We start from the raw sequence: 18,352 nt of genomic DNA on the forward strand, positions 1-18,352 counted from the left end.
GGTAGGCGGATCGCGGGGTGCGGGCTATGCTCCCCCGCGATGACTACTTCTTCTGTAGACAGATCGGGGGACTCGTCCGCGCAAGGTGAGTGCTGATGCTCACTCGGATCGCGAACGAGGATTCCCGACTTTCCTTCTGGCTGCGCGTGCGCGAGTTCGCCGTGCCGGCCTCCATGATCGAGACCGCGACCGTCCGCCGCAGTGCCGGGGACTGGGCGGGGGCCTGTGCCGCCGCGGGTATCGACGTCGATCTCGACCTTCGTGCCGTCGCGCGTGCGTACGGTCGCGAGTTCGTTTCCCGGCTCCGGGCCGATCTCCGTCATCTGGCGCCTGACCTGCTGCGATGGCATATGCCCAGGGTCGCTCCCGACGGGCTGCTGCGACCGGGGCTGACCGTCTCCCTGGCTCGGTACGACGTCGATGTCGGCGTCGCCGGGCGGGACGACACCCGGTGGCCGGTGCACCTGGTGGTGCGGACACCGCCCGCCTGGGCGGACGCCGGCCAGCGGTTCAGCCTCGGGCTGTGGGACGGGTCCTCCGGCGATCGTGCGCATCCGCATCCGCATCCTCGTCCCAGTCGGCGGTTCCGGTTCGACCTGCACCGTCACCTCTGGGACGCGCGTCGCGCGGACGAGCTGCGGACCCGGGCCGGCGACGGGGTGGGTGACACCCTGCTCGGAGACGGACTTCCCGTGCCCGACGGGCGTCGCTGTGCCGCCGACCGGTGGGCGGACGAGGCCGCGATCCTGCTCCGCGCCGACGGGGCGACCGGCTCCGAGGGAACAGTTCTTGTGCGGCTCGGAGGACGGCATCGCCTGGTTCTCGGGCTCGGACTCCAACCCGGCGTCGGCGGCGAGCCGTCCGCGTCGTGGATCACCGCCGTGTCCACCCGCGCCGGTGGCGGGACCGTGCTGCCGGTGCTTCCCGACGCCGCCACCTGGGTCGCGCCCGACCTCGAGTTGATCCGCTCCGGCGCGATCGACGTCGGCCTGCTGCATCCGCTCGTCGCCTCGGCGCTCCTGCCGGATCCGGCGCCGCCCCCCGGCCCGTCCTCGGCCCCGTCCTTGTCCCCGGCTGCGTCCTCGTCCGGGGACGTCGCCGGGAAGCGGGGCGGCGGGCAGCCGCATCTCGTGGAGTGCCGGGGGGAGCAGCATCGGATCGGGCTGGTCGACGGGGTGCTGGCCGCGCTCGACCACGGACCGGACGAGGTGCGGCGGGAGGAGTTGCTGGTCGCGCTGACCGGTACTCCGCTGCCCTGCCTGCAGGCCATCGATGACGCTCACCGGCGTCCGGACTGCCTGACCGGGGTGCGCGACCGACTCGTCCATGGAGACGTCACCGGTGCGCTGGCCGTCGTCGAGGAGCTGCTCGGCCCCGACGCGATCCTGCGCGAGGGTGCGTTGCGGGACGAGTTGCAGGCGGCCGCGCGGCGGCGCATCACCTACGGGCTGTTCCGGGCCGGACTGGCGGGGCCCGGGCCCGGCCGCGTCCTTCCCGGGCCGGCCCGTACCACCGCCCACCGGTCACACCCCCGCCACACCTTCGCCGCGCGCTGAACCCCGCGCACCCCACAGCCACGCCCCGGCAACGCCCAGCCCCGCCAACCCCCGAACCCCAAAGGTGATCACCCATGCCCACATGCGCCCCGCTCACCCTCGTCGACACACCCGCCGACCCCTTCGCACCCGAATCCGCACCCGGCTCCGCAGCCGGCACCGAGACAGCGCAACTGGACGTCGCCGGCGACCTGTTGACGCTTCTTCGGCACTCGACCACCGAACCCCGGCCCGACGACCAGCTCGAGGCCCTCACCCTGGCCGTGGCCGCCGATCTGCCCGTGCTGCTCTGGGGTGAACCGGGCATCGGCAAGACCGCCGCCCTCACCCAGCTCGCCGCTTCACTCGACCTGCCGCTGACCACCGTCATCGCGAGCGTGCACGAGCCGTCCGACTTCTCGGGGCTGCCCGTCGTCGGGGACGATCCCGCCGAGCAGGGGGTTCCGATGGCCCCGCCGGACTGGGCGGTACGGCTGGTACGGGCCGGGAAGGGGCTGCTGTTCCTCGACGAGTTGTCCACCGCGCCGCCCGCCGTGCAGGCCGCGTTGCTGCGCCTGGTGCTCGAGCGCCGGATCGGGTCGCTGCAACTGCCGCGGGGGGTACGGATCGTGGCCGCCGCCAACCCGCGGGGCTCGGCGGCCGACGGCTGGGAGCTGAGCCCGCCGCTGGCCAACCGGTTCGTGCACCTCCAGTGGGTCCACGACCACGAGGTCGTCGTCCGCGGACTCGGCGGGACCTGGCCCCGGGCCACCATGCCCCGGCTCGACCCGGAGCGGCTGCCGGAGGCCGTGGACTTCGCCCGGCGCGCGGTGTGCGGGCTGCTGGCCGCCAGGCCCACGCTCGTGCACCGGCTGCCCAGCGGGGAGACGCGCCGGGGCGGTCCCTGGCCGTCCCCGCGCAGCTGGGACATGACGCTGACTCTGATCGCCTTCGCCACCGCGGCCGGCTCCTCCCGGGACGTGCTGTCCCAGCTGGTCAGGGGCACGGTCGGGGACGGTCCGGGGCTGGAGCTGCTCGCGAGCCTGGACCGGCTGGACCTTCCGGACCCGGAGACGCTGCTCGCCGACCCGGCGGGCGCCGAACTGCCCGAGCGGGGCGACCTGCGCCAGGCCGTTCTGGACGGTGTGGTGGCGGCGGTGCGCGCCCGGCCGGAGCGGTCCCGTTGGGACGCGGCGTGGGAGCTGCTGGTCAAGGCGGTGGAGACCGGGGCCCCGGACCTGGTGGTGGTCCCCGCGACCACTCTCGCGACCCTTCGGCAGGAGGACTGGGACGTCCCCGCCTCGATCGAGAGCCTCGCGGGCGCCGTCGGACTGTCCCGGCGGGCGGACCAGGCGGCGGAGCGGACGGCGGCACGGCTCGCCGAGGCGGCGGCGAGGGCCGGCCGGTGACCGCGCACTCGACGGCCGAGACGTCCGACCCGGAGCCGGGTCCGGGGCTGGACCTCGACAAGCTCCTCGCCGCCCGGCTGCACGCCGCCCGGGCCCGGCCCTATCTGGCCACGGCGCTGTTCGCCCTGCACGTCGTGGTGTCTCGGCAGGTACCGACGATGGCCGTGGACCGGTACTGGCGGTGCTACGTCTCGCCCGCGTTCGTGGACGGGATGCCGCTGGAGGAGCTGGCCGCCGTATGGGTGCACGAGGTGTCGCATCTGCTGCGCGACCATCACGGGCGCAGTGACCGGTACGCCCGGCAGCACGGGCTGACCGGGCCGGGGGAGCGGCTGCGGATGAACATCGCCGCCGACTGCGAGATCAACGACGACGCGTACGGCGACGGGCTGGTCCGTCCCGAAAGCGCGGTCAGACCCGCGTCGTTGGGACTGCCCGATGGCAAGCTGATGGAGGAGTACCTGAGCCGGTTCCGGCTGGGGGCGCACACGGACGGTCTTTCCTGGCTGGACTGCGGCAGCGGCGCCGACGGACTCGGCCGGGAGTGGGAGCTGGGTCCCGACGGCGCGCACGGGCTCAGCAAGGAGGAGCGGGACGCGGTCCGGTTCCGGGTGGCGCAGGGCATCAACGGCAGGCCGGGCTCCGCTCCGCAGAAGTGGAAGCGCTGGGCGGAGGAGGCGTTCCATCCGCCGCAGCCGTGGCGGGAGTTGCTGGGCGCGGCCGTCCGCTCGGCGGCCTCCGGGCCGGGCGCGGGCGAGGACTACACCTACGGCCGCCCGGCGCGCCGCTCGGCCGGTCTGCCCGGGGTCGTCCTGCCGAGCCTGCGCCGCAGACCGCCCCGGGTCTGCGTCGTCATCGACACCTCCGGGTCGGTCAGCGACGCGGAACTGGGCAGTGCCCTGCTCGAGGTCGCCGCGATCTCCCGTGCCGTGGGCGGCCGTCGGGACCTGGTCACCGTGGTGCCGTGCGACGCTTCGGCCGGGTTCGTGCACTCGCTGTGCCGAGGCGAGGGGATCCCCCTGCTGGGCGGCGGCGGAACGGACCTGCGCGCCGGCTTCGCCAAGGCGCTGCGGACGACACCCCGGCCCGACGCGGTGGTGATCCTCACCGATGGCCAGACCCCCTGGCCGGAAGCCCGCCCGGCCTGCCGGACGGTGGTGGGCCTGTTTCCCCGGGGCCGGAGCAGGCACGACGAGAACAACCCCGACTACGTACCGGACACCCCGCCCGCCTGGGCCCGCGTGGTGGAGATCGGATCGGTGGGGGCAGGGTGCTGAGGGCGCGGTGACCGCGTCGCCACGCCCTCGCCGTCGAGGACCGCGGCCCCGCGGGCGACGAAGGACTCGTCGACGGATGGGGGCAACGGCTCCGGCGGGTCGAGCGGTTCCGGTTCGATGGGGAGCGGGTCGGGCAGCTCGGGTTCCGTCGCCGCAGAATCCCCACCGTGGCTCGGATCCGCCGCCCGCGCCGCCTCGTCCGGCGCCCACGCCGGAGTGGAGTTCCGAGGAGTGGCAGCCCGGTGATCCGGTCGAGACCACACCTCTCGCCGCCCCTGAGCAGGGCTGACATAGGCTGTGCCGCCCGGTGATCGACACACAGAGAGGCCGACGGCACGTGTCCGACAGACCGTCTGAAGAGCACAGATCCGGTTCGGAAAAGGGGGAGGGGAACGGCAGCTCCATATCCGACCAGGAATGGGCGGAGTTCGTCCGGGAAAGCGAACGCGCGATACCTGACTCCGCGCCGAAGGAGCCGTCCGCGCGGGCCCGCGAGGTCACGGATCGGCTGCGGCGGCAGGAGGCGCGCGGAGCGACGCCCACGCGGTGGCGTACCGTCGCGGATCTTCAGCAGACGCACGAGCGGGCGTCTCGGCGCAGGCGGCGGCTGTGGGCGTTCCTCGGGGTGCCCGTCGCGATCGCTCTGGGCGTCGTGGCGATGCGGCCCTCGCTGCTGCCGGGGAACCCGTTCCGTACCGGCGTGCCCTCATCCGCCGCGGCCGCCTCGCCGCTGCCGGCGGAGACCGCTGCCCCGACCGCCGCGCCCGGCGCGGCGGGCGTCGCGCTCCCCACGATCGAGCGGCCGTTCGCGGGCTCCCCGGCGCTGCAGTGGGCCGACGGCGCGGCCGGCATCGTGCCGCCGAAGGCGACCCGGATCGGATCGCTGTCCAAGGCCCAGGTGGAACAGGCGCTTCAGCAGACCAGGAAGCTGCTGATCGACGCGAACCTCGATCCGGCGACCCTGCGCGGCGGACGTCCCGAAACGGCGCTCTCCGTGCTCGAGCCACGGCAGAAGGAAATGCTGGACCTGCTGAACACCTCGCTCAGCAAGCCGGACGAGGAGCACGATCCGCTGCTGATGTTCAGCCGCTTCGACCCCGCCGAACTGCGCCTGGCCGGTGACGTGGTCAAGACGCGGGGACGGATGACGTTCGAGGCGGGCGAGAGTGCCTCCGTCGTCGTGCACGCCGACTACACCTTCGTCTACCCGCTGGTGCGCGTCGACGAGGACGCCCCGACCGAGGTGCAGCGCACCATCGTGCGTCGGGTCGTCGACGTCGAGCTCTTCGATCCCGACAAGTGGATCGTCACCCCGGGGAAGATCACCGTCACCCGGTACGACCAGGAGATCGGCAACTCCGCCTGCGACGTCTACGACGGTTACCTGCATCCCCAGTTCTCGACGGCGGCGGCCGAGCAGCCGACGGGTGCGCCTGCGACCGGCCCGACGACGGACCCGTACGACCGCAGCCAGGACATCGCCCATGTCGTCGAGGAGGGGTGCGGAGTGGTGTCCCGTACCTGAGGGACGTCACCCACTCGTCAGGGACGTCACGACTTGTCGCCCTCGGACAGTTCGCGCAGCACCACCCCGCACCGCCGTGCGTACGCCTGCTGCAGGCCGCGGGTCGCCGGGCCGGCGGCCCTCGCGTACCACTTGGCACCCCGGCTGAAGGCGGAGACCGTCAGCCAGACCGTGCCGTCTCCGGTGCGGTCGACGACGAAGGCCTCCTCGCCGCATTCGGGGTGGCCGGGGAGGGTGCCGTACGCCCAGCCGGCCCGCCGGTGTTCGTCCACCGTCCAGACCACCCGGCAGGGGGCTTTGATGAGGCCGGCCAGGGTGACGGTGACGTCGACGCCGGGGGCGGCCCGGTCCGCGGTGGTGTCCATGCCCACCCCCAGGGTGCGGTGCATCTCCCAGGTCAGGACCGCTTCGGCGGCCCGGCGGAAGACGTCGTGACCCTCACCGAGGCGGGTGCGGACGTGGAGGGAGTGGAAGCCCGCGGGGCAGTGGCCGGGGCGGTCGCGGGTCGCGCCGACATCGTCGTACGTGAAGTCCTTCGAAGACATGGGAGCCAAGAGTAAGGCGGTACCCGGGGATGCCTTCGTCCCGGGTACCGCCTCAGCTCGAACGCTCGGTCGTCAGGCGACGTTGACGGCCGTCCAGGCGGCCGCGACCGCCTTGTACTCGGTGCTGGTCGAGCCGTACAGCGCCGACGCCGCGCTCAGGGTCGCCGTGCGGGCGCCCGAGTAGGTGGTCGTCGAGGTCATGTAGGTCGTCAGCGCCTTGTACCAGATCTGGACGGCCTTGGCGCGTCCGATGCCGGTGAGGGTGGAGCTGTTGTACGTCGGGGAGTTGTAGCTCACCCCGTTGATGGTCCGGCTGCCGCTGCCCTCGCTCAGCAGGAAGAAGAAGTGGTTCGCCGGGCCGGACGAGTAGTGCACGTCCAGGTTCTTCAGCGAGGACGACCAGTAGTTGGCCGAGCCGCCGTCCTTGCTCGGCTGGTCCATGTAGCGCAGCGGTGTGCCGTCGCCGTTGATGTTGATCTTCTCGCCGATGAGGTAGTCGCCGACGTCGGAGGAGTTCGCCGCGTAGAACTCGACGGCGGTGCCGAAGATGTCGGAGGTCGCCTCGTTGAGGCCGCCGGACTCGCCCGAGTAGTTCAGACCCGCCGTGTTGGAGGTGACGCCGTGGGTCATCTCGTGGCCGGCCACGTCCAGGGAGGTCAGCGGGTGGGTGTTGCCCGAGCCGTCGCCGTAGGTCATGCAGAAGCAGCTGTCGTCCCAGAAGGCGTTCACGTACGCGTTGCCGTAGTGGACGCGGGAGTACGCGGCGACGCCGTTGTTCTTGATGCCGCTGCGGCCGAACGTCGACTTGTAGAAGTCCCACGTCGCCTGCGCGCCGTAGGCGGCGTCGACGGCGGCCGTCTGGTCCGTGGTCGAGCTGGAGGCTGCGCCGGTGCCCCACGTGTCGTCCGCGTCGGTGAACAGGGTGCCCGCCGAGGAAGTGGTGGCGTGCGCCTTGTTGTACGTCTTGTGGCCGCCGCGGGTGCCGTCGGTCAGCTGGTACGTCGAGCCCGAGAGGGTCGTGCCGAGGGTCACCGTGCCCGAGTAGAGGCTCTTGCCGGTGCCGGTCTCGATGCCCTGGTACTCGTACAGCTTCTTGCCGGTGGCCGCGTCGGTGATGACGTGCAGCTCGTTCGGGGTGCCGTCGTCCTGGAGACCGCCGACGACCGTCTCGTAGGCGAGGACCGGCTTGCTGCCGTTGCCGGCCCAGATCACCTTGCGGGGCGCGTCGCTGGCCTCGGTGCTGGCGGAGCCGGCGTCCTTGGCGAGCGTCAGGGCCTGCTTCTCGGCCTTGGCGGCGGTGACGACGGGGGTGAGCGAGGCGACCTTGATGGTGGTGTTCGTCGCCTTGGTGACGCCCTTGCTCGCGCCCGCGGCCGACTCGTGGACGACCAGGTCGCCGCCGAGGACCGGCAGACCCGCGTAGGTCCGCTCGTAGCGCGTGTGGACCGTGCCGTCCGCGTCCTTGACGACGTCGCGCACGACCAGCTTCTCCTTGACGCCCAGGCCTATCTCCTGCGCCGTCTCGGGCGCGTCGGCCTGCTTGTCCTGGATCAGGGCGGTGCGGGCGGCCGGGGCCAGCGCGGTGGGCACGGCGAGCGGCGTCGTACTGGTGGCGTCCGCCGGAGTCTGGGCGGCTGCCGTACCGGCGGTCAGGCCGGTGGTGACCAGGGCTCCGGCCGCGACGGCGGTGGCGATGGCCAGAGAGGTGCGCTTGTGACGCGCGTAGAGGGAGGTCACACAAGCTCCTTGGATGTGGGGGTGCCCGGGCGGCGTGGGGTGGCTGTCCGTGGCTGCTGTGAAGTTGTGCGGCGGGTGACAGGAAGACTGGCATCAAGGCGCGTACATGTCAGGACCCCGAAGTGATGTTGGCTGAAAATCAACTGTCGGGTGAACATTGCGGGAATGTAAACGGACTTGACCTGGGTAAAAGGCCAACAGGGCCTGGGTAAGGCAGGGGCAAAAAGCGGACGCCGCCCCGGAGGAGTCGAAACTCCGGGACGGCGTCCTGTGCGCTGCCTCTCGGCCGGCCGTAACACGGCCCCTGAGGGGCCTGTGGCCTACGGGAAGGTCAGCTTCCAGCTGTTGATGTAGCCGGTGTCCTGGGCCGCGTTGTCCTGGACCCGCAACTTCCAGACGCCGTTGGCGACCTCGGAGGAGGCGTTCACGGTGTACGTGGTGTTGATGTTGTCCGTGCTACCGCCGGTGCCGTATGCCTTCAGCGTGTACGCCGTGCCGTCGGGAGCGAGCAACTGCACCTGGAGGTCGCCGATGTAGGTGTGGACGATGTCGACCGCCACCGCGAGGTTCGTGGGCGCGTTGCCGGTCCGGCCGGAGACCGTGACCGAGGAGGTGACCGCCGCTCCGTTGTCCGGAATCGATACGTCGGCGGTGTTCTCGAAGGAGGTGCCGCCGCCGCCCCCGCCGCCGGAACGGGCGCCGACCGCGACGCCGGCCCACGCGTCCTGCACCGCCTTGTACTCGGTGGAGGTCGTGCCGTACAGCTCACCGGCCGCCGCCAGCGTGCCGGTGCGGGCCGCCGCGTAGTTGGTGGTCGTGGTGAACTTCGTGGTCAGCGCGCGGAACCAGATCTTCTCGGCCTTGTCGCGGCCGATTCCGGTGACCGGAAGGCCGTCCGCGGTGGCCGAGTTGTAGGTGACACCGTTGATGGTCTTGGTGCCGCTGCCCTCCGACAGGAGGTAGAAGAAGTGGTTGGCCGGGCCGGACGAGTAGTGGACGTCGACCGATCCGATCCCCGAGTACCAGCTGTCCTTCGACGCGCCGTCCTTGCTCGGCTTGTCCATGTACCGCAGCGGCGAGCCGTCGCCGTTGATGTCGATCTCCTCGCCGATGAGGTAGTCGCCGACGTCGGAGGCGTTCTGGGCGTAGAACTCGACCGAGGTGCCGAAGATGTCCGAGGTCGCCTCGTTGAGGCCGCCGGACTCCCCGCTGTAGTTGAGACCCGCGGTGTTGGAGGTGACGCCGTGGGTCATCTCGTGACCGGCCACGTCGATGGAGGTCAGCGGGTGGGTGTTGCCCGAGCCGTCGCCGTACGTCATGCAGAAGCAGCTGTCGGACCAGAACGCGTTGACGTACGCGTTGCCGTAGTGCACGCGGGAGTACGCGCCGACCCCGTCGCCCCTGATGCCGCTGCGACCGTGCACGTTCTTGTAGTAGTCCCAGGTCAGGGCCGCGCCGTAGTGGGCGTCGGCGCCCGCGGTCTCCAGGTTGGACGCGGCGCCGGTGCCCCAGACGTCGTCGGAGCCCGAGAAGAGGGTGCCGGTGCCGGACGTGCCCCGGTTGAGGTTGTACGTCTTGTGGCCGCCGCGCGCCCCGTCGGTCAGGTTGTACGTCGACCCCGACTGGGTGGTGCCGAGGGTCACCTGGCCGCTGTACATGGTGTTGCCGGTGCCGGTCTCGATGCCCTGGTACTCGTACAGCTTCGCGCCGGTGGTGGCGTCGGTGACGACGTGCAGCTCGTTCGGGGTGCCGTCCTCCTGGAGACCGCCGACGACCGTCTCGTACGCCAGGACCGGGGTGCCGTTCGCCGCCCAGATCACCTTGCGCGGAGCGCGGTCGGTGTCCGCCTTCTCGGCGCCGGCGGCCGTGGCGAGGCTGAGCGCCTGCTTCTCCGCCTTGGCCGCGCTGACGGCGGGCGCGAGCGAGGCGACCTTGATGGCGGCCCTGGTGGCCTTGGTGACGCTCTCGGTGGCGCCGGACCTCGCGGTCTCGACGACCAGGTCGCCGCCGAGGACCGGGAGGCCGCCGTAGGTGCGCTCGTAGCGGGTGTGCAGGGTGCCGTCGGCGTCCTTGACGACGTCACGGACGACGAGCGCCTCCTTGGCGTCGAGGCCCAACTCCTTGGCGGTGGCCGCCTTGCCGGCGTCCGCCTCGCGTATCAGCGCGGCGCGCTGGGCGGGGGTGAGGCGCACCGACTCGGCGCCCGGGTTGGCCTGGCCCGCCGCCTGCGGTGCCTTCACCGGGGCGGCGGTCGCGGCGCCGGACTGCACGGCGGCGGCGATGAGCGCGGAGACGCCGACGAGGGCGACGGCCGCGGCACGGCGGGAGGTGCTGTGGGGGGTGCGTCTGCGAGAGGGGCTGCTGCTCAACACTGACTCCTTCTGCGCGGCCACGGGTCACGCGGCCAGGGGAGACCCGACGGCGGGTGAGCCGTGCGGGCACGACAAAGGCGGTACGCAGAACAAAGGCGGTACGTGGAGCGGGCTTAGCTGTGGGGTTGCTGTGAACCAGCAGTGGGAAGAGTGGCAGTGGATTGCGCTATCTGTCAGGAGCGCGTCAGGAAGTTGGCCGGAAACGGTTCGTTGTCCGGTAGTTCATGTTCGGTATGCGGATCCGTGGGCTCCCCGGCGACCCGGAAGGGCGGCTCGGAGGGGCGCGGGGCCTACGGGGTCCGATCCCTCCCGGTTTCCCGTCCCGCACCGGGCAGGGCCCGGCCGTTCCCGGCCCGCTCGCCGTGCCACGTCCGCCAGAGCGCCGCGTACGCCCCGCCCGCCGTCACCAACGCGTCGTGCGTGCCGAGTTCGGTGAGACGGCCGTCCTGCATCACCGCGACCCGGTCCGCGTCGTGCGCGGTGTGCAGACGGTGGGCGATGGCGATGACCGTCCGGCCCCGGAGCACGGCCGCCAGCGCCCGCTCGGTGTGCCGGGCGGTCGCCGGGTCCAGCAGGGCCGTCGCCTCGTCCAGGATCAGCGTGTGCGGATCGGCCAGCACCACCCGGGCCAGGGCCAGTTGCTGGGCCTGGGAACCGTCCGTACGGGTGCCGCCGCCGAGTACGGCGTCGAGGCCGCCGGGCAGCTCCCGGACCCAGTCGGCGGCGCCGACCGCGGTCAGCGCCGCCCACAACTGCGTCTCGTCCGCGGCCGGTTCGGCGATCAGCAGGTTGTCGCGGACCGTGCCGAGGAAGACATGGTGCTCCTGGGTGACGAGCACGACCTGCCGGCGCAGCGTCTCGGGCGCCAGCTCCGCGACCGGCACTCCGCCCACCGTCACCGTGCCCGCGCTCGGCGCGTCCACGCCCGCGAGCAGCCTGCTCAGCGTGGTCTTGCCCGCGCCCGACGGGCCGACGACCGCGAGCCGCTCGCCGGGCCGCACCGTCAGATCCACCCCGCGCAGCACCTCGCCGCCGCGTTCGTAGGCGTAGCGCACGCCCGTCACGTCGATCCGGTCGTCCGCCGGAGCCGGCGCCTCGCCGTCCGGCTCGGCGCGCGGCGCCCGGGCCACGCCCTCCACCCGGGCGAACGAGGCGCCGCTGCTCTGGAGTTGCTCGACGCGCAGCAGGATCTGGTCCAGCGGTTCGGTGAACTGCCGCAGATACAGCGCGGCCGCCACCACCGCGCCCAGGCTCATCGCACCCCGCGCGTGCAGTACGCCGCCCAGCAGCAGCACACCCGCCACCGGCAGCGAGTACGACACCTCGATCACCGGGAAGAACACCGTGCGCAGGTGGAGGGTCCGAAAGCGGGTGCGGCGCGAGATCTCCAGCGCGTCCCGGCAGGCCGCCGACCGCCGTTCCCGAAGCCGGAACGCCTCGACCGTGCGCGCCCCGGACGCGGTGGCGGCGACGATCTCGGCGACCTCGGAGGTGGCCGCGCCCTCGGCGAGGTAGGCCGTACGCGCCCGCCGCAGATACCAGCGCAGCGCGAACCAGATCGGGGTCAGCCCCAGCACTCCGATCGCCCCGAGCAGCGGGTCGATCACGAATACCGCGCCGAGCGTGAACAGCGCCTGGACCGTGCAGACCAGCAGCTCGGGCCCGGCGTCCCGCAGGGTGGTGCCCACGGCCGCCACGTCGGCGGTGCCGCGGGTCGTCAGATCGCCGGTGCCGGCCCGCTCCACCACCGACGCGGGCAGCGCGAGCGCCCGCCCGACGAACTCCTCCCGCACCCGCGCCAGCGTCCGCTCACCGAAGCGGTGCCCCGCGTACCGGGCCCAGCGGGCCAGCAGCAGCTGCGCGCACGCGCAGGCCAGAATGGCCGCCGCCAGCCGGTCCACGGCCCCGGTGCCGTGCCCGGCCCGCACCTCGTCGATGATCCGGCCCAGCAGCCATGGCCCGGCCAGCCCGGCCCCGGCGGCGAGCACGTTCAGGGCGAGCGCACCGGCGAAGGCCCGCCGGTCGGCCCGCAGCAGCCGGACCGCCGCCCGGCGCACGTCCCCGGGCGCGGCGATCGGCAGACGTCCCGACGCCCCCTCCACCACTGTCACCGCACAACCTCCCCGGCGCCGGCGCCCGTGGCCGAACCCGGGCCCGTGTCCCCACCCGCGGCAGCGTCACCCGGACCGGGATCGCCGTCCTCGGCCTCCCGGGCCACCAGGGCCCGGTACCCCGGTTCCCGCTCCAGCAGGTCGCGGTGGCGGCCGGTCGCCGTCACCTTGCCGTCGACCAGGAAGTGGACGGTGTCCGCCTGGGCGAGGAGCAACGGGGAGGTGGTGGTCACCACCGTGGTCCGGCCGGTGCGGGCCGCGCGCAGTCGCTGGGCGACCGCCGCCTCCGTGTGCGCGTCGAGCGCCGACGTCGGCTCGACGGCCAGCAGCACCCCGGGGTCGGCCAGCAACGCCCGTACCAGCCGCACCCGTTGCCGCTGGCCCCCGGAAAGACTGCGTCCCTGCGCCGTCACGGGTGACTCCAGCCCCTCCGGCAGGCCCTGCACGATGTCGTCGGCCGCCGCCGCCCACACCGCCCGTCCGACGTCCGACGGGGAGGGCGCCCGCCGTCCGCCCACCACCTCGCGCAGACTTCCGGCGAACAGGTCGGCCTCGTTGTCGGCGACCAGGATCCGCTCCCTGACCTGGTCCAGGGGGACGGCGTCCAGCCGTACCCCGCCCCAGGTGGCGTCCGAGGGGCCGTAGCGGCCCAGCCGGTCCACGACGGCGGTCACCTCGGCGTGCCGCGCGCCGACCAGCGCGGTCAGCCGGCCCGGGGCCACCCGCACCCCCGACACGGGGTCGTGCAGCACCGACGGCTCCACGGGCGCGTCGGCGACACCGGCGCCGGGGGCGGTGTCGGGATCCGGCTCCAGGCACAGCAGCCGTACGACGCGCCGGGCCGCCACCACACCCCTGCTGAGCTGGTAGCCCATCTCGACGAGGAACGCCACCGGGCCGATCAGGACCGCGACATAGCCGTACACCGACACCAACTCGCCGACCGTCAGGTCCCCCTGGGCGGCCAGCCGGGCCGCCAGCCAGGTCACCACGGCGAGGAAGAGCGTCGGCAGACCCACGCCCAGCGCCTGCATCCAGCTGGTGACCGCGCCGACCCGGTAGCCCTGCGCCCGCAGCCGCTGCGAGTCGCGGTCGAAGGAGGCCGCGAACAGCTCCTTGCCGCCGAGCCCGTTGAGCACCCGCAGACCGCCCGCGAGATCGCCGATCCGCGCGGTGAGCACTCCCTGCCGCTCGCGGTACTCGGTCTCGGTGCCCTGCAACCGCGCCATCAGCGGTCCGACCAGCACCGCGACCACCGGCATCCCCAGCAGCACGATCACCGCCAGCAGCGGCGACACCGACAGCAGCAGCCCGGCGACGAAGACGTAGACGACGACCGAGCCGACGCCCGGCCCGATCACCGTCAGCGCGCCCGCGATCGTCTGCACGTCGCTCACCCCGATGGTGACGACCTCCGCGGCTCCCGCCTGTCGCGGCAGCGCGGCCCCGAGCCGTACCGTCTGCGCGAGGACGACCTTGGTGGTGCGGAAGTACGCGTCCATGCGCACCCGGGTCATCGTGCGGTGCCGCATGATGCTCACCCAGGCGTTGAGCGCACCCACGGCGAACAGGGCCGCCGTCCAGCCGGTGAGCGCCGCCGTGTCACCGGGTTCCAGACCGTCGTCCACCGCCCTGGACAACAGATACGGCGCCGTCGCCAGCAGCACCATCCAGACGCTGGCCAGCACCGCCCCGGCCAGCGACCGCCACGGCTGGCAGCGCACCAGCCACGCCAGGTACGCCCAGCCGCCGCGGCGGTCGGGCGTGCCGGGATCCTCGTACGCGTCGATCATCCGCTCGTCCCTCCGGCCCCCGTGGTCCCCCTGCGTTCCCGGTCCCCCCGCGTTCCCGGACGTTCACGCCAGACTGTCCCGCCAGGCCCGGTGCAGGTCCGCGAACCGGCCGGTGCCCGCGACCAGTGCGGCCGGGCTGCCGTCCTCCACGATCCGCCCGTGCTCCATGACCAGGACCCGGTCGGCGATCTCCACGGTCGACAGCCGGTGCGCGATCACCACCGCCGTACGGCCCTTCAGCACCGTCGCCATCGCCGCCTGCACGGCCCGCTCGCCCGGGATGTCGAGCGAGCTGGTCGCCTCGTCGAGGATCAGCACCGCCGGGTCGGCGAGCAACGCCCTTGCGAACGCGACGAGTTGACGCTGCCCGGCGGAGATACGGCCACCGCGCTTGCGTACGTCGGTGTCGTAGCCGTCGGGCAGGGCGCTGATGAACTCGTGCGCGCCGATCGCCTTCGCCGCCCGCTCGATCTCCTCCCGGCTCGCGTCCGGCCGCCCGATGGCGATGTTCTCGGCGACCGTGCCGGAGAACAGGAACGCCTCCTGGGTCACCATGACCACCCCGCGCCGCAGCTCGGGCACGGCCAGCTCGCGCAGGTCGACCCCGTCCAGCAGCACCCGACCCTCGGACGGGTCGTAGAAGCGGGCGAGCAGCTTGGCCAGCGTGGACTTGCCCGCGCCGGTCGAGCCGACCACGGCGACGGTCTGCCCGGCGGGAAGGACCAGGTCGAAGCGGGGCAGGATCTCGCCCCCCGTGCGGTAACCGAAGGAGACCCCGTCGAAGAGGACCTCCCGGCCGGGCAGTTCGCCCTCGAGCGCCGGGAGTTCCCGCGGCGCCGACGGCTCCGGCACGGACGGCGCCTGTGCCAGCAGCCCCGCGATCTTCTCCAGCGAGGCGGCCGCCGACTGGTAGGAGTTGAGGAACATGCCGAGCCGGTCGATCGGGTCGTACAGCCGCCGCAGGTACAGCACGGCGGCCGCCAGCACCCCCAGCTCCAGCGAGCCGTCGGCCACCCGGGTGGCGCCCCACAGCACGATCACCGCGACCGCCGTGTTGGCGACCAGCCGCGATCCGACGACGTACCGGGCCATCTCCAGAAGCGCGTTGCCGTTGATCCGTTCGTGCCGCCGGTTCAGGACGCGGAAGTCGGCGTCGTTGACGTCCTCGCGGCGGAAGGCGCGCACCGGCCGGATGCCGTTCATCGTCTCCACGAACCTCACGATCACGGCCGCGATCGCGGTGGAGCGGGACCGGAACACCTGCCCGGCGCGCCGCTGGTAGATCCTGACGAGGAGGTACAGCGGCACGAAGGAGGCCACCGCGACGGCTCCGAGGCCCAGGTCCAGCCAGAGCAGCATCGCCGAGATGTAGAGGAAGGACAGGATCACCGTCACGAGTTCCTGGAGACCTTCGCTGAGCAGCTCGCGCAACGCCTCCACGTCCGTGGTGGAGCGGGAGATCAGCCGGCCCGAGGTGTAGCGCTCGTGGAAGTCGAGGCTCAGCGCCTGCGCGTGCCGGAAGATCCGGCCGCGCAGATCGAGCAGCGCGTCCTGGTTGACGCGGGCGGAGGTGATCAGGAACGCGTACTGCAGTCCGCCGGAGGCCAGCGCGCACAGCAGATAGCCGACGCCCACCACGATCAGCGGCCCGTGGTCGTCGGCCCGCAACGCCGGTACGGCGCGGTCGATGGCGTACGCCACCAGCAGCGGCCCTGCCTGCACGGCAGCCTGCTGGAGCAGCAGCAGGAGCGAGGTGAACGCGACCCGCGCCCGCATCGGCTCGAGCAGCGAACGCAGCAGCGCGCCCGTGGCGCCGGGCGGGGTGGGCAGGACGTCCTTGTCGAAGGGGTCGTCGGCGGTCCGCGGGGCGACCTCGCAGGCGTCGTCGGTGACGGGGGAAGCGGTGGTGGGGGCGGTCATCGGCGGTCGGCCTCCTGTTCCCCGAAGCGGGTTCCGGACGGTGTCCCGGAAGGCTCTGCGGACGGTGATCCGGACGGCTCTCCGGACATGAGGTGGGCGTACTCGGCATTGCTGCGCAGCAGTTCGTGATGGGTGCCCACGGCGGTGACACGCCCGTCGGACAGCAGGGCGACACGGTCGGCGAGGAGCACGGTGGACGGCCGGTGCGCCACGATCAGCGCGGTGGTGTCGGCGAGGACCTGCCGCAGCGCGGCCTCCACGGCGGCCTCGGTGTGCACGTCCAGCGCGGACAGCGGGTCGTCCAGGACGAGGAACCCGGGCTGCCCGACGACGGCTCTGGCCAGCGCGAGACGCTGCCGCTGGCCGCCGGAGAGGCTGAGGCCCTGCTCGCCGACCTGCGTGTCGACACCCTGCGGCAGCGCGTGCGCGAAGTCCGCCTGTGCCACACCCAGCGCCCGTTCCAGCTCCACGGCGCCCGCACCGTCCGCCGCCCCCATCAGGACGTTGTCCCCGACGCTCGCGGAGAACAGGGTCGGCTCCTCGAAGGCGACGGCGACCCGTGAGCGCAGCTCCTCGCGGGACATCGCCGTGATGTCCTCACCGTCGAGCGTGATGCGGCCGGCGGTCACCTCGTGCAGCCGGGGGACGAGCGCCGTGAGCGTGGTCTTCCCGCTGCCGGTCGCCCCGACCAGCGCCATGGACTCGCCGGGCCGGATGTGCAGGTCCACGCCGTCGAGGGTGGGCGGGGAGTCGGGGGAGGCGTCGGGATAGCGGAAGGTCACGCCGTCGAACCGCAGACCGCCGTCGGCCGCCACGGTCCGCGCACCACGGCCGTCGGGCTCCTCGGGCGGCTCGTCCATCACCTCGAAGTAGCGCTCGGTCGCCGTCGCCGCCTCCTGGCTCATCGCCAGCAGGAAGCCGATCGAGTCCACCGGCCACCGCAGCGCGAGCGCCGTGGACAGGAAGGCGACCAGGGTGCCCGCCGACAGCTCGCCGTCCGCCACCTGCACCGAGCCGAGCACCAGCGCGGCGCCGATCGCCACCTCCGGGAGCGTCACGATGACGGCCCAGATCGTCGCCAGCAGCCGCGCCTTGCGCAGCTCCGTGCCGCGCAGCGTCGACGACAGCTCCCGGAAGGCCCGCGCCTGGCTCTGGTGCCGCCCGAAGCCCTTGATGATCCTGATCCCGAGGACGCTCTCCTCGACCACCGTCGTCAGGTCCCCGGCCTGGTCCTGGGCGCGCCGCGCGACGACCGAGTACCGGTTCTCGAAGTACACGCACATCACGACGACGGGGACGGCCGGCCCGAGGATGACCAGCCCGAGCGTCCAGTCCTGGAGCAGCATGATGACGACGCCGAAGAGGATCGTCACCGAGTTGACCAGCAGGAACGTCAGCGGGAAGGCGAGGAACATGCGCAGCAGCCCCAGATCGGCCGTCGCCCGGGACAGCAGCTGTCCCGAGGGCCACCGGTCGTGGAAGGCCACCGGCAGCCGCTGGAGCCGCCCGTAGAGATCCGCGCGCATCTCCGCCTCGACGTGCGACAGCGGACGCGCCACCATCCAGCGCCGCAACCCGAACAGCAGCGCCTCCGCGAACCCGAGCAGCAGCAGGCAGAGCGCGCCCAGCCAGACCCCGGCCGTGTCCCGGTCGGCCACGGGGCCGTCCACCATCCACTTCAGGACGAGCGGGATGACCAGCCCCGTACAGGAGGCGACCACGGCGACGAAGGCGGCCGCGAACAGCCGTATCCGGATGGGACGGACGTACGGCCACAGACGCAGCAGGGAGCGTACGGCGGAGCGGTTTCGGGAAGCGGTTGCAGGTGTCCTGGGCATCACCGCGAGCCTACGGACCGGCGCTGACGACGCCCACCGAGTTTTGGCCGGGCCGGGCTCGGCCGCTGGTCCTACGACCTGCGTGTTCGAGGGGTCGTACCAGGACAGCGGCGGATCGGCCGACACCCGTTCGGGCGAGCCGGCCGAGGTGCCGGCCGCCGTCTCCCCCGCAGTCGCCGTACGGCGGCGGCCCGGCGGGCAGCTCCGGCCGGCCGGGGACGAGACCGGCCTGTGCACGGGAGTCGGCGGCCGGATCGCCTACGTGGTCGGTCTTCGGCCTCCTGGGGGTG

The 18,352-nt window shown here is 72.8% G+C and carries 11 protein-coding genes; 4 read left to right on the top strand and 7 right to left on the bottom strand.

Annotation, left to right across the window (positions count from 1 at the left end):
- Positions 1 to 95 precede the first annotated feature (95 nt).
- The 4 genes from QF030_RS28765 (at position 96) to QF030_RS28780 (ending at position 5,746) form a co-directional block, all read left to right on the top strand.
- Positions 96 to 1,556 (top strand): hypothetical protein, encoded by a 1,461-nt coding sequence (locus QF030_RS28765; RefSeq protein ID WP_307165491.1) that lies wholly within the window; start codon positions 96 to 98, stop codon positions 1,554 to 1,556.
- A 74-nt stretch (positions 1,557 to 1,630) separates the two neighbouring features.
- The gene (locus tag QF030_RS28770) at positions 1,631 to 2,944 is read left to right on the top strand and encodes an AAA family ATPase (RefSeq protein WP_307165492.1); all 1,314 of its coding nucleotides are present in this window, start codon (positions 1,631 to 1,633) and stop codon (positions 2,942 to 2,944) included.
- Complete coding sequence (locus QF030_RS28775) at positions 2,941 to 4,221, top strand: vWA domain-containing protein (RefSeq protein ID WP_307165493.1); 1,281 nt, start codon at positions 2,941 to 2,943, stop codon at positions 4,219 to 4,221. The genes QF030_RS28770 and QF030_RS28775 overlap by 4 nt, the downstream gene beginning before the upstream one ends.
- 337 nt (positions 4,222 to 4,558) lie before the next feature.
- Complete coding sequence (locus QF030_RS28780; protein ID WP_307165494.1) at positions 4,559 to 5,746, top strand: hypothetical protein; 1,188 nt, start codon at positions 4,559 to 4,561, stop codon at positions 5,744 to 5,746.
- 26 nt (positions 5,747 to 5,772) lie between these two features.
- On the opposite strand, the gene QF030_RS28785 is transcribed toward QF030_RS28780, so the two are convergent.
- The 7 genes from QF030_RS28785 to QF030_RS28815 form a co-directional block, all read right to left on the bottom strand.
- Positions 5,773 to 6,291 carry a DUF1990 domain-containing protein gene (locus QF030_RS28785; protein WP_307165495.1) on the bottom strand — a complete coding sequence of 173 codons (519 nt, stop codon included), beginning with the start codon at positions 6,289 to 6,291 and terminating at the stop codon, positions 5,773 to 5,775.
- Positions 6,292 to 6,363: 72 nt separating this feature from the next.
- Positions 6,364 to 8,028, bottom strand: a complete 1,665-nt coding sequence (locus tag QF030_RS28790; RefSeq protein ID WP_307165496.1) for a M4 family metallopeptidase — start codon at positions 8,026 to 8,028, stop codon at positions 6,364 to 6,366.
- A gap of 320 nt (positions 8,029 to 8,348) precedes the next feature.
- Complete coding sequence (locus QF030_RS28795) at positions 8,349 to 10,400, bottom strand: M4 family metallopeptidase (protein WP_373428822.1); 2,052 nt, start codon at positions 10,398 to 10,400, stop codon at positions 8,349 to 8,351.
- A 290-nt stretch (positions 10,401 to 10,690) separates the two neighbouring features.
- Complete coding sequence (locus QF030_RS28800) at positions 10,691 to 12,505, bottom strand: ABC transporter ATP-binding protein (protein WP_373428924.1); 1,815 nt, start codon at positions 12,503 to 12,505, stop codon at positions 10,691 to 10,693.
- A 2-nt stretch (positions 12,506 to 12,507) separates the two neighbouring features.
- Positions 12,508 to 14,304 carry an ABC transporter ATP-binding protein gene (locus tag QF030_RS28805; protein ID WP_307165499.1) on the bottom strand — a complete coding sequence of 599 codons (1,797 nt, stop codon included), beginning with the start codon at positions 14,302 to 14,304 and terminating at the stop codon, positions 12,508 to 12,510.
- 63 nt (positions 14,305 to 14,367) lie between these two features.
- Positions 14,368 to 16,224: an ABC transporter ATP-binding protein gene (locus QF030_RS28810; protein WP_307165500.1), complete on the bottom strand. Its 1,857-nt coding sequence runs from the start codon at positions 16,222 to 16,224 to the stop codon at positions 14,368 to 14,370.
- On the bottom strand, positions 16,221 to 18,062 hold the full coding sequence (locus QF030_RS28815) for an ABC transporter ATP-binding protein (protein ID WP_307165501.1): 1,842 nt from the start codon (positions 18,060 to 18,062) through the stop codon (positions 16,221 to 16,223). The genes QF030_RS28810 and QF030_RS28815 overlap by 4 nt, the downstream gene beginning before the upstream one ends.
- Positions 18,063 to 18,352 lie beyond the last annotated feature (290 nt).

Source organism: Streptomyces rishiriensis (genome assembly GCF_030815485.1).
GTDB lineage: Bacteria > Actinomycetota > Actinomycetes > Streptomycetales > Streptomycetaceae > Streptomyces > Streptomyces rishiriensis_A.

Coding starts and splice junctions, on each gene's coding strand:
- QF030_RS28770 (WP_307165492.1), top strand. CDS start 1,631: ATGCCCACATGCGCCCCGCTCACCCTCGTCGACACACCCGCCGACCCC.
- QF030_RS28785 (WP_307165495.1), bottom strand. CDS start 6,291: ATGTCTTCGAAGGACTTCACGTACGACGATGTCGGCGCGACCCGCGAC.
- QF030_RS28810 (WP_307165500.1), bottom strand. CDS start 16,224: ATGACCGCCCCCACCACCGCTTCCCCCGTCACCGACGACGCCTGCGAG.
- QF030_RS28815 (WP_307165501.1), bottom strand. CDS start 18,062: ATGCCCAGGACACCTGCAACCGCTTCCCGAAACCGCTCCGCCGTACGC.
- QF030_RS28765 (WP_307165491.1), top strand. CDS start 96: ATGCTCACTCGGATCGCGAACGAGGATTCCCGACTTTCCTTCTGGCTG.
- QF030_RS28805 (WP_307165499.1), bottom strand. CDS start 14,304: ATGATCGACGCGTACGAGGATCCCGGCACGCCCGACCGCCGCGGCGGC.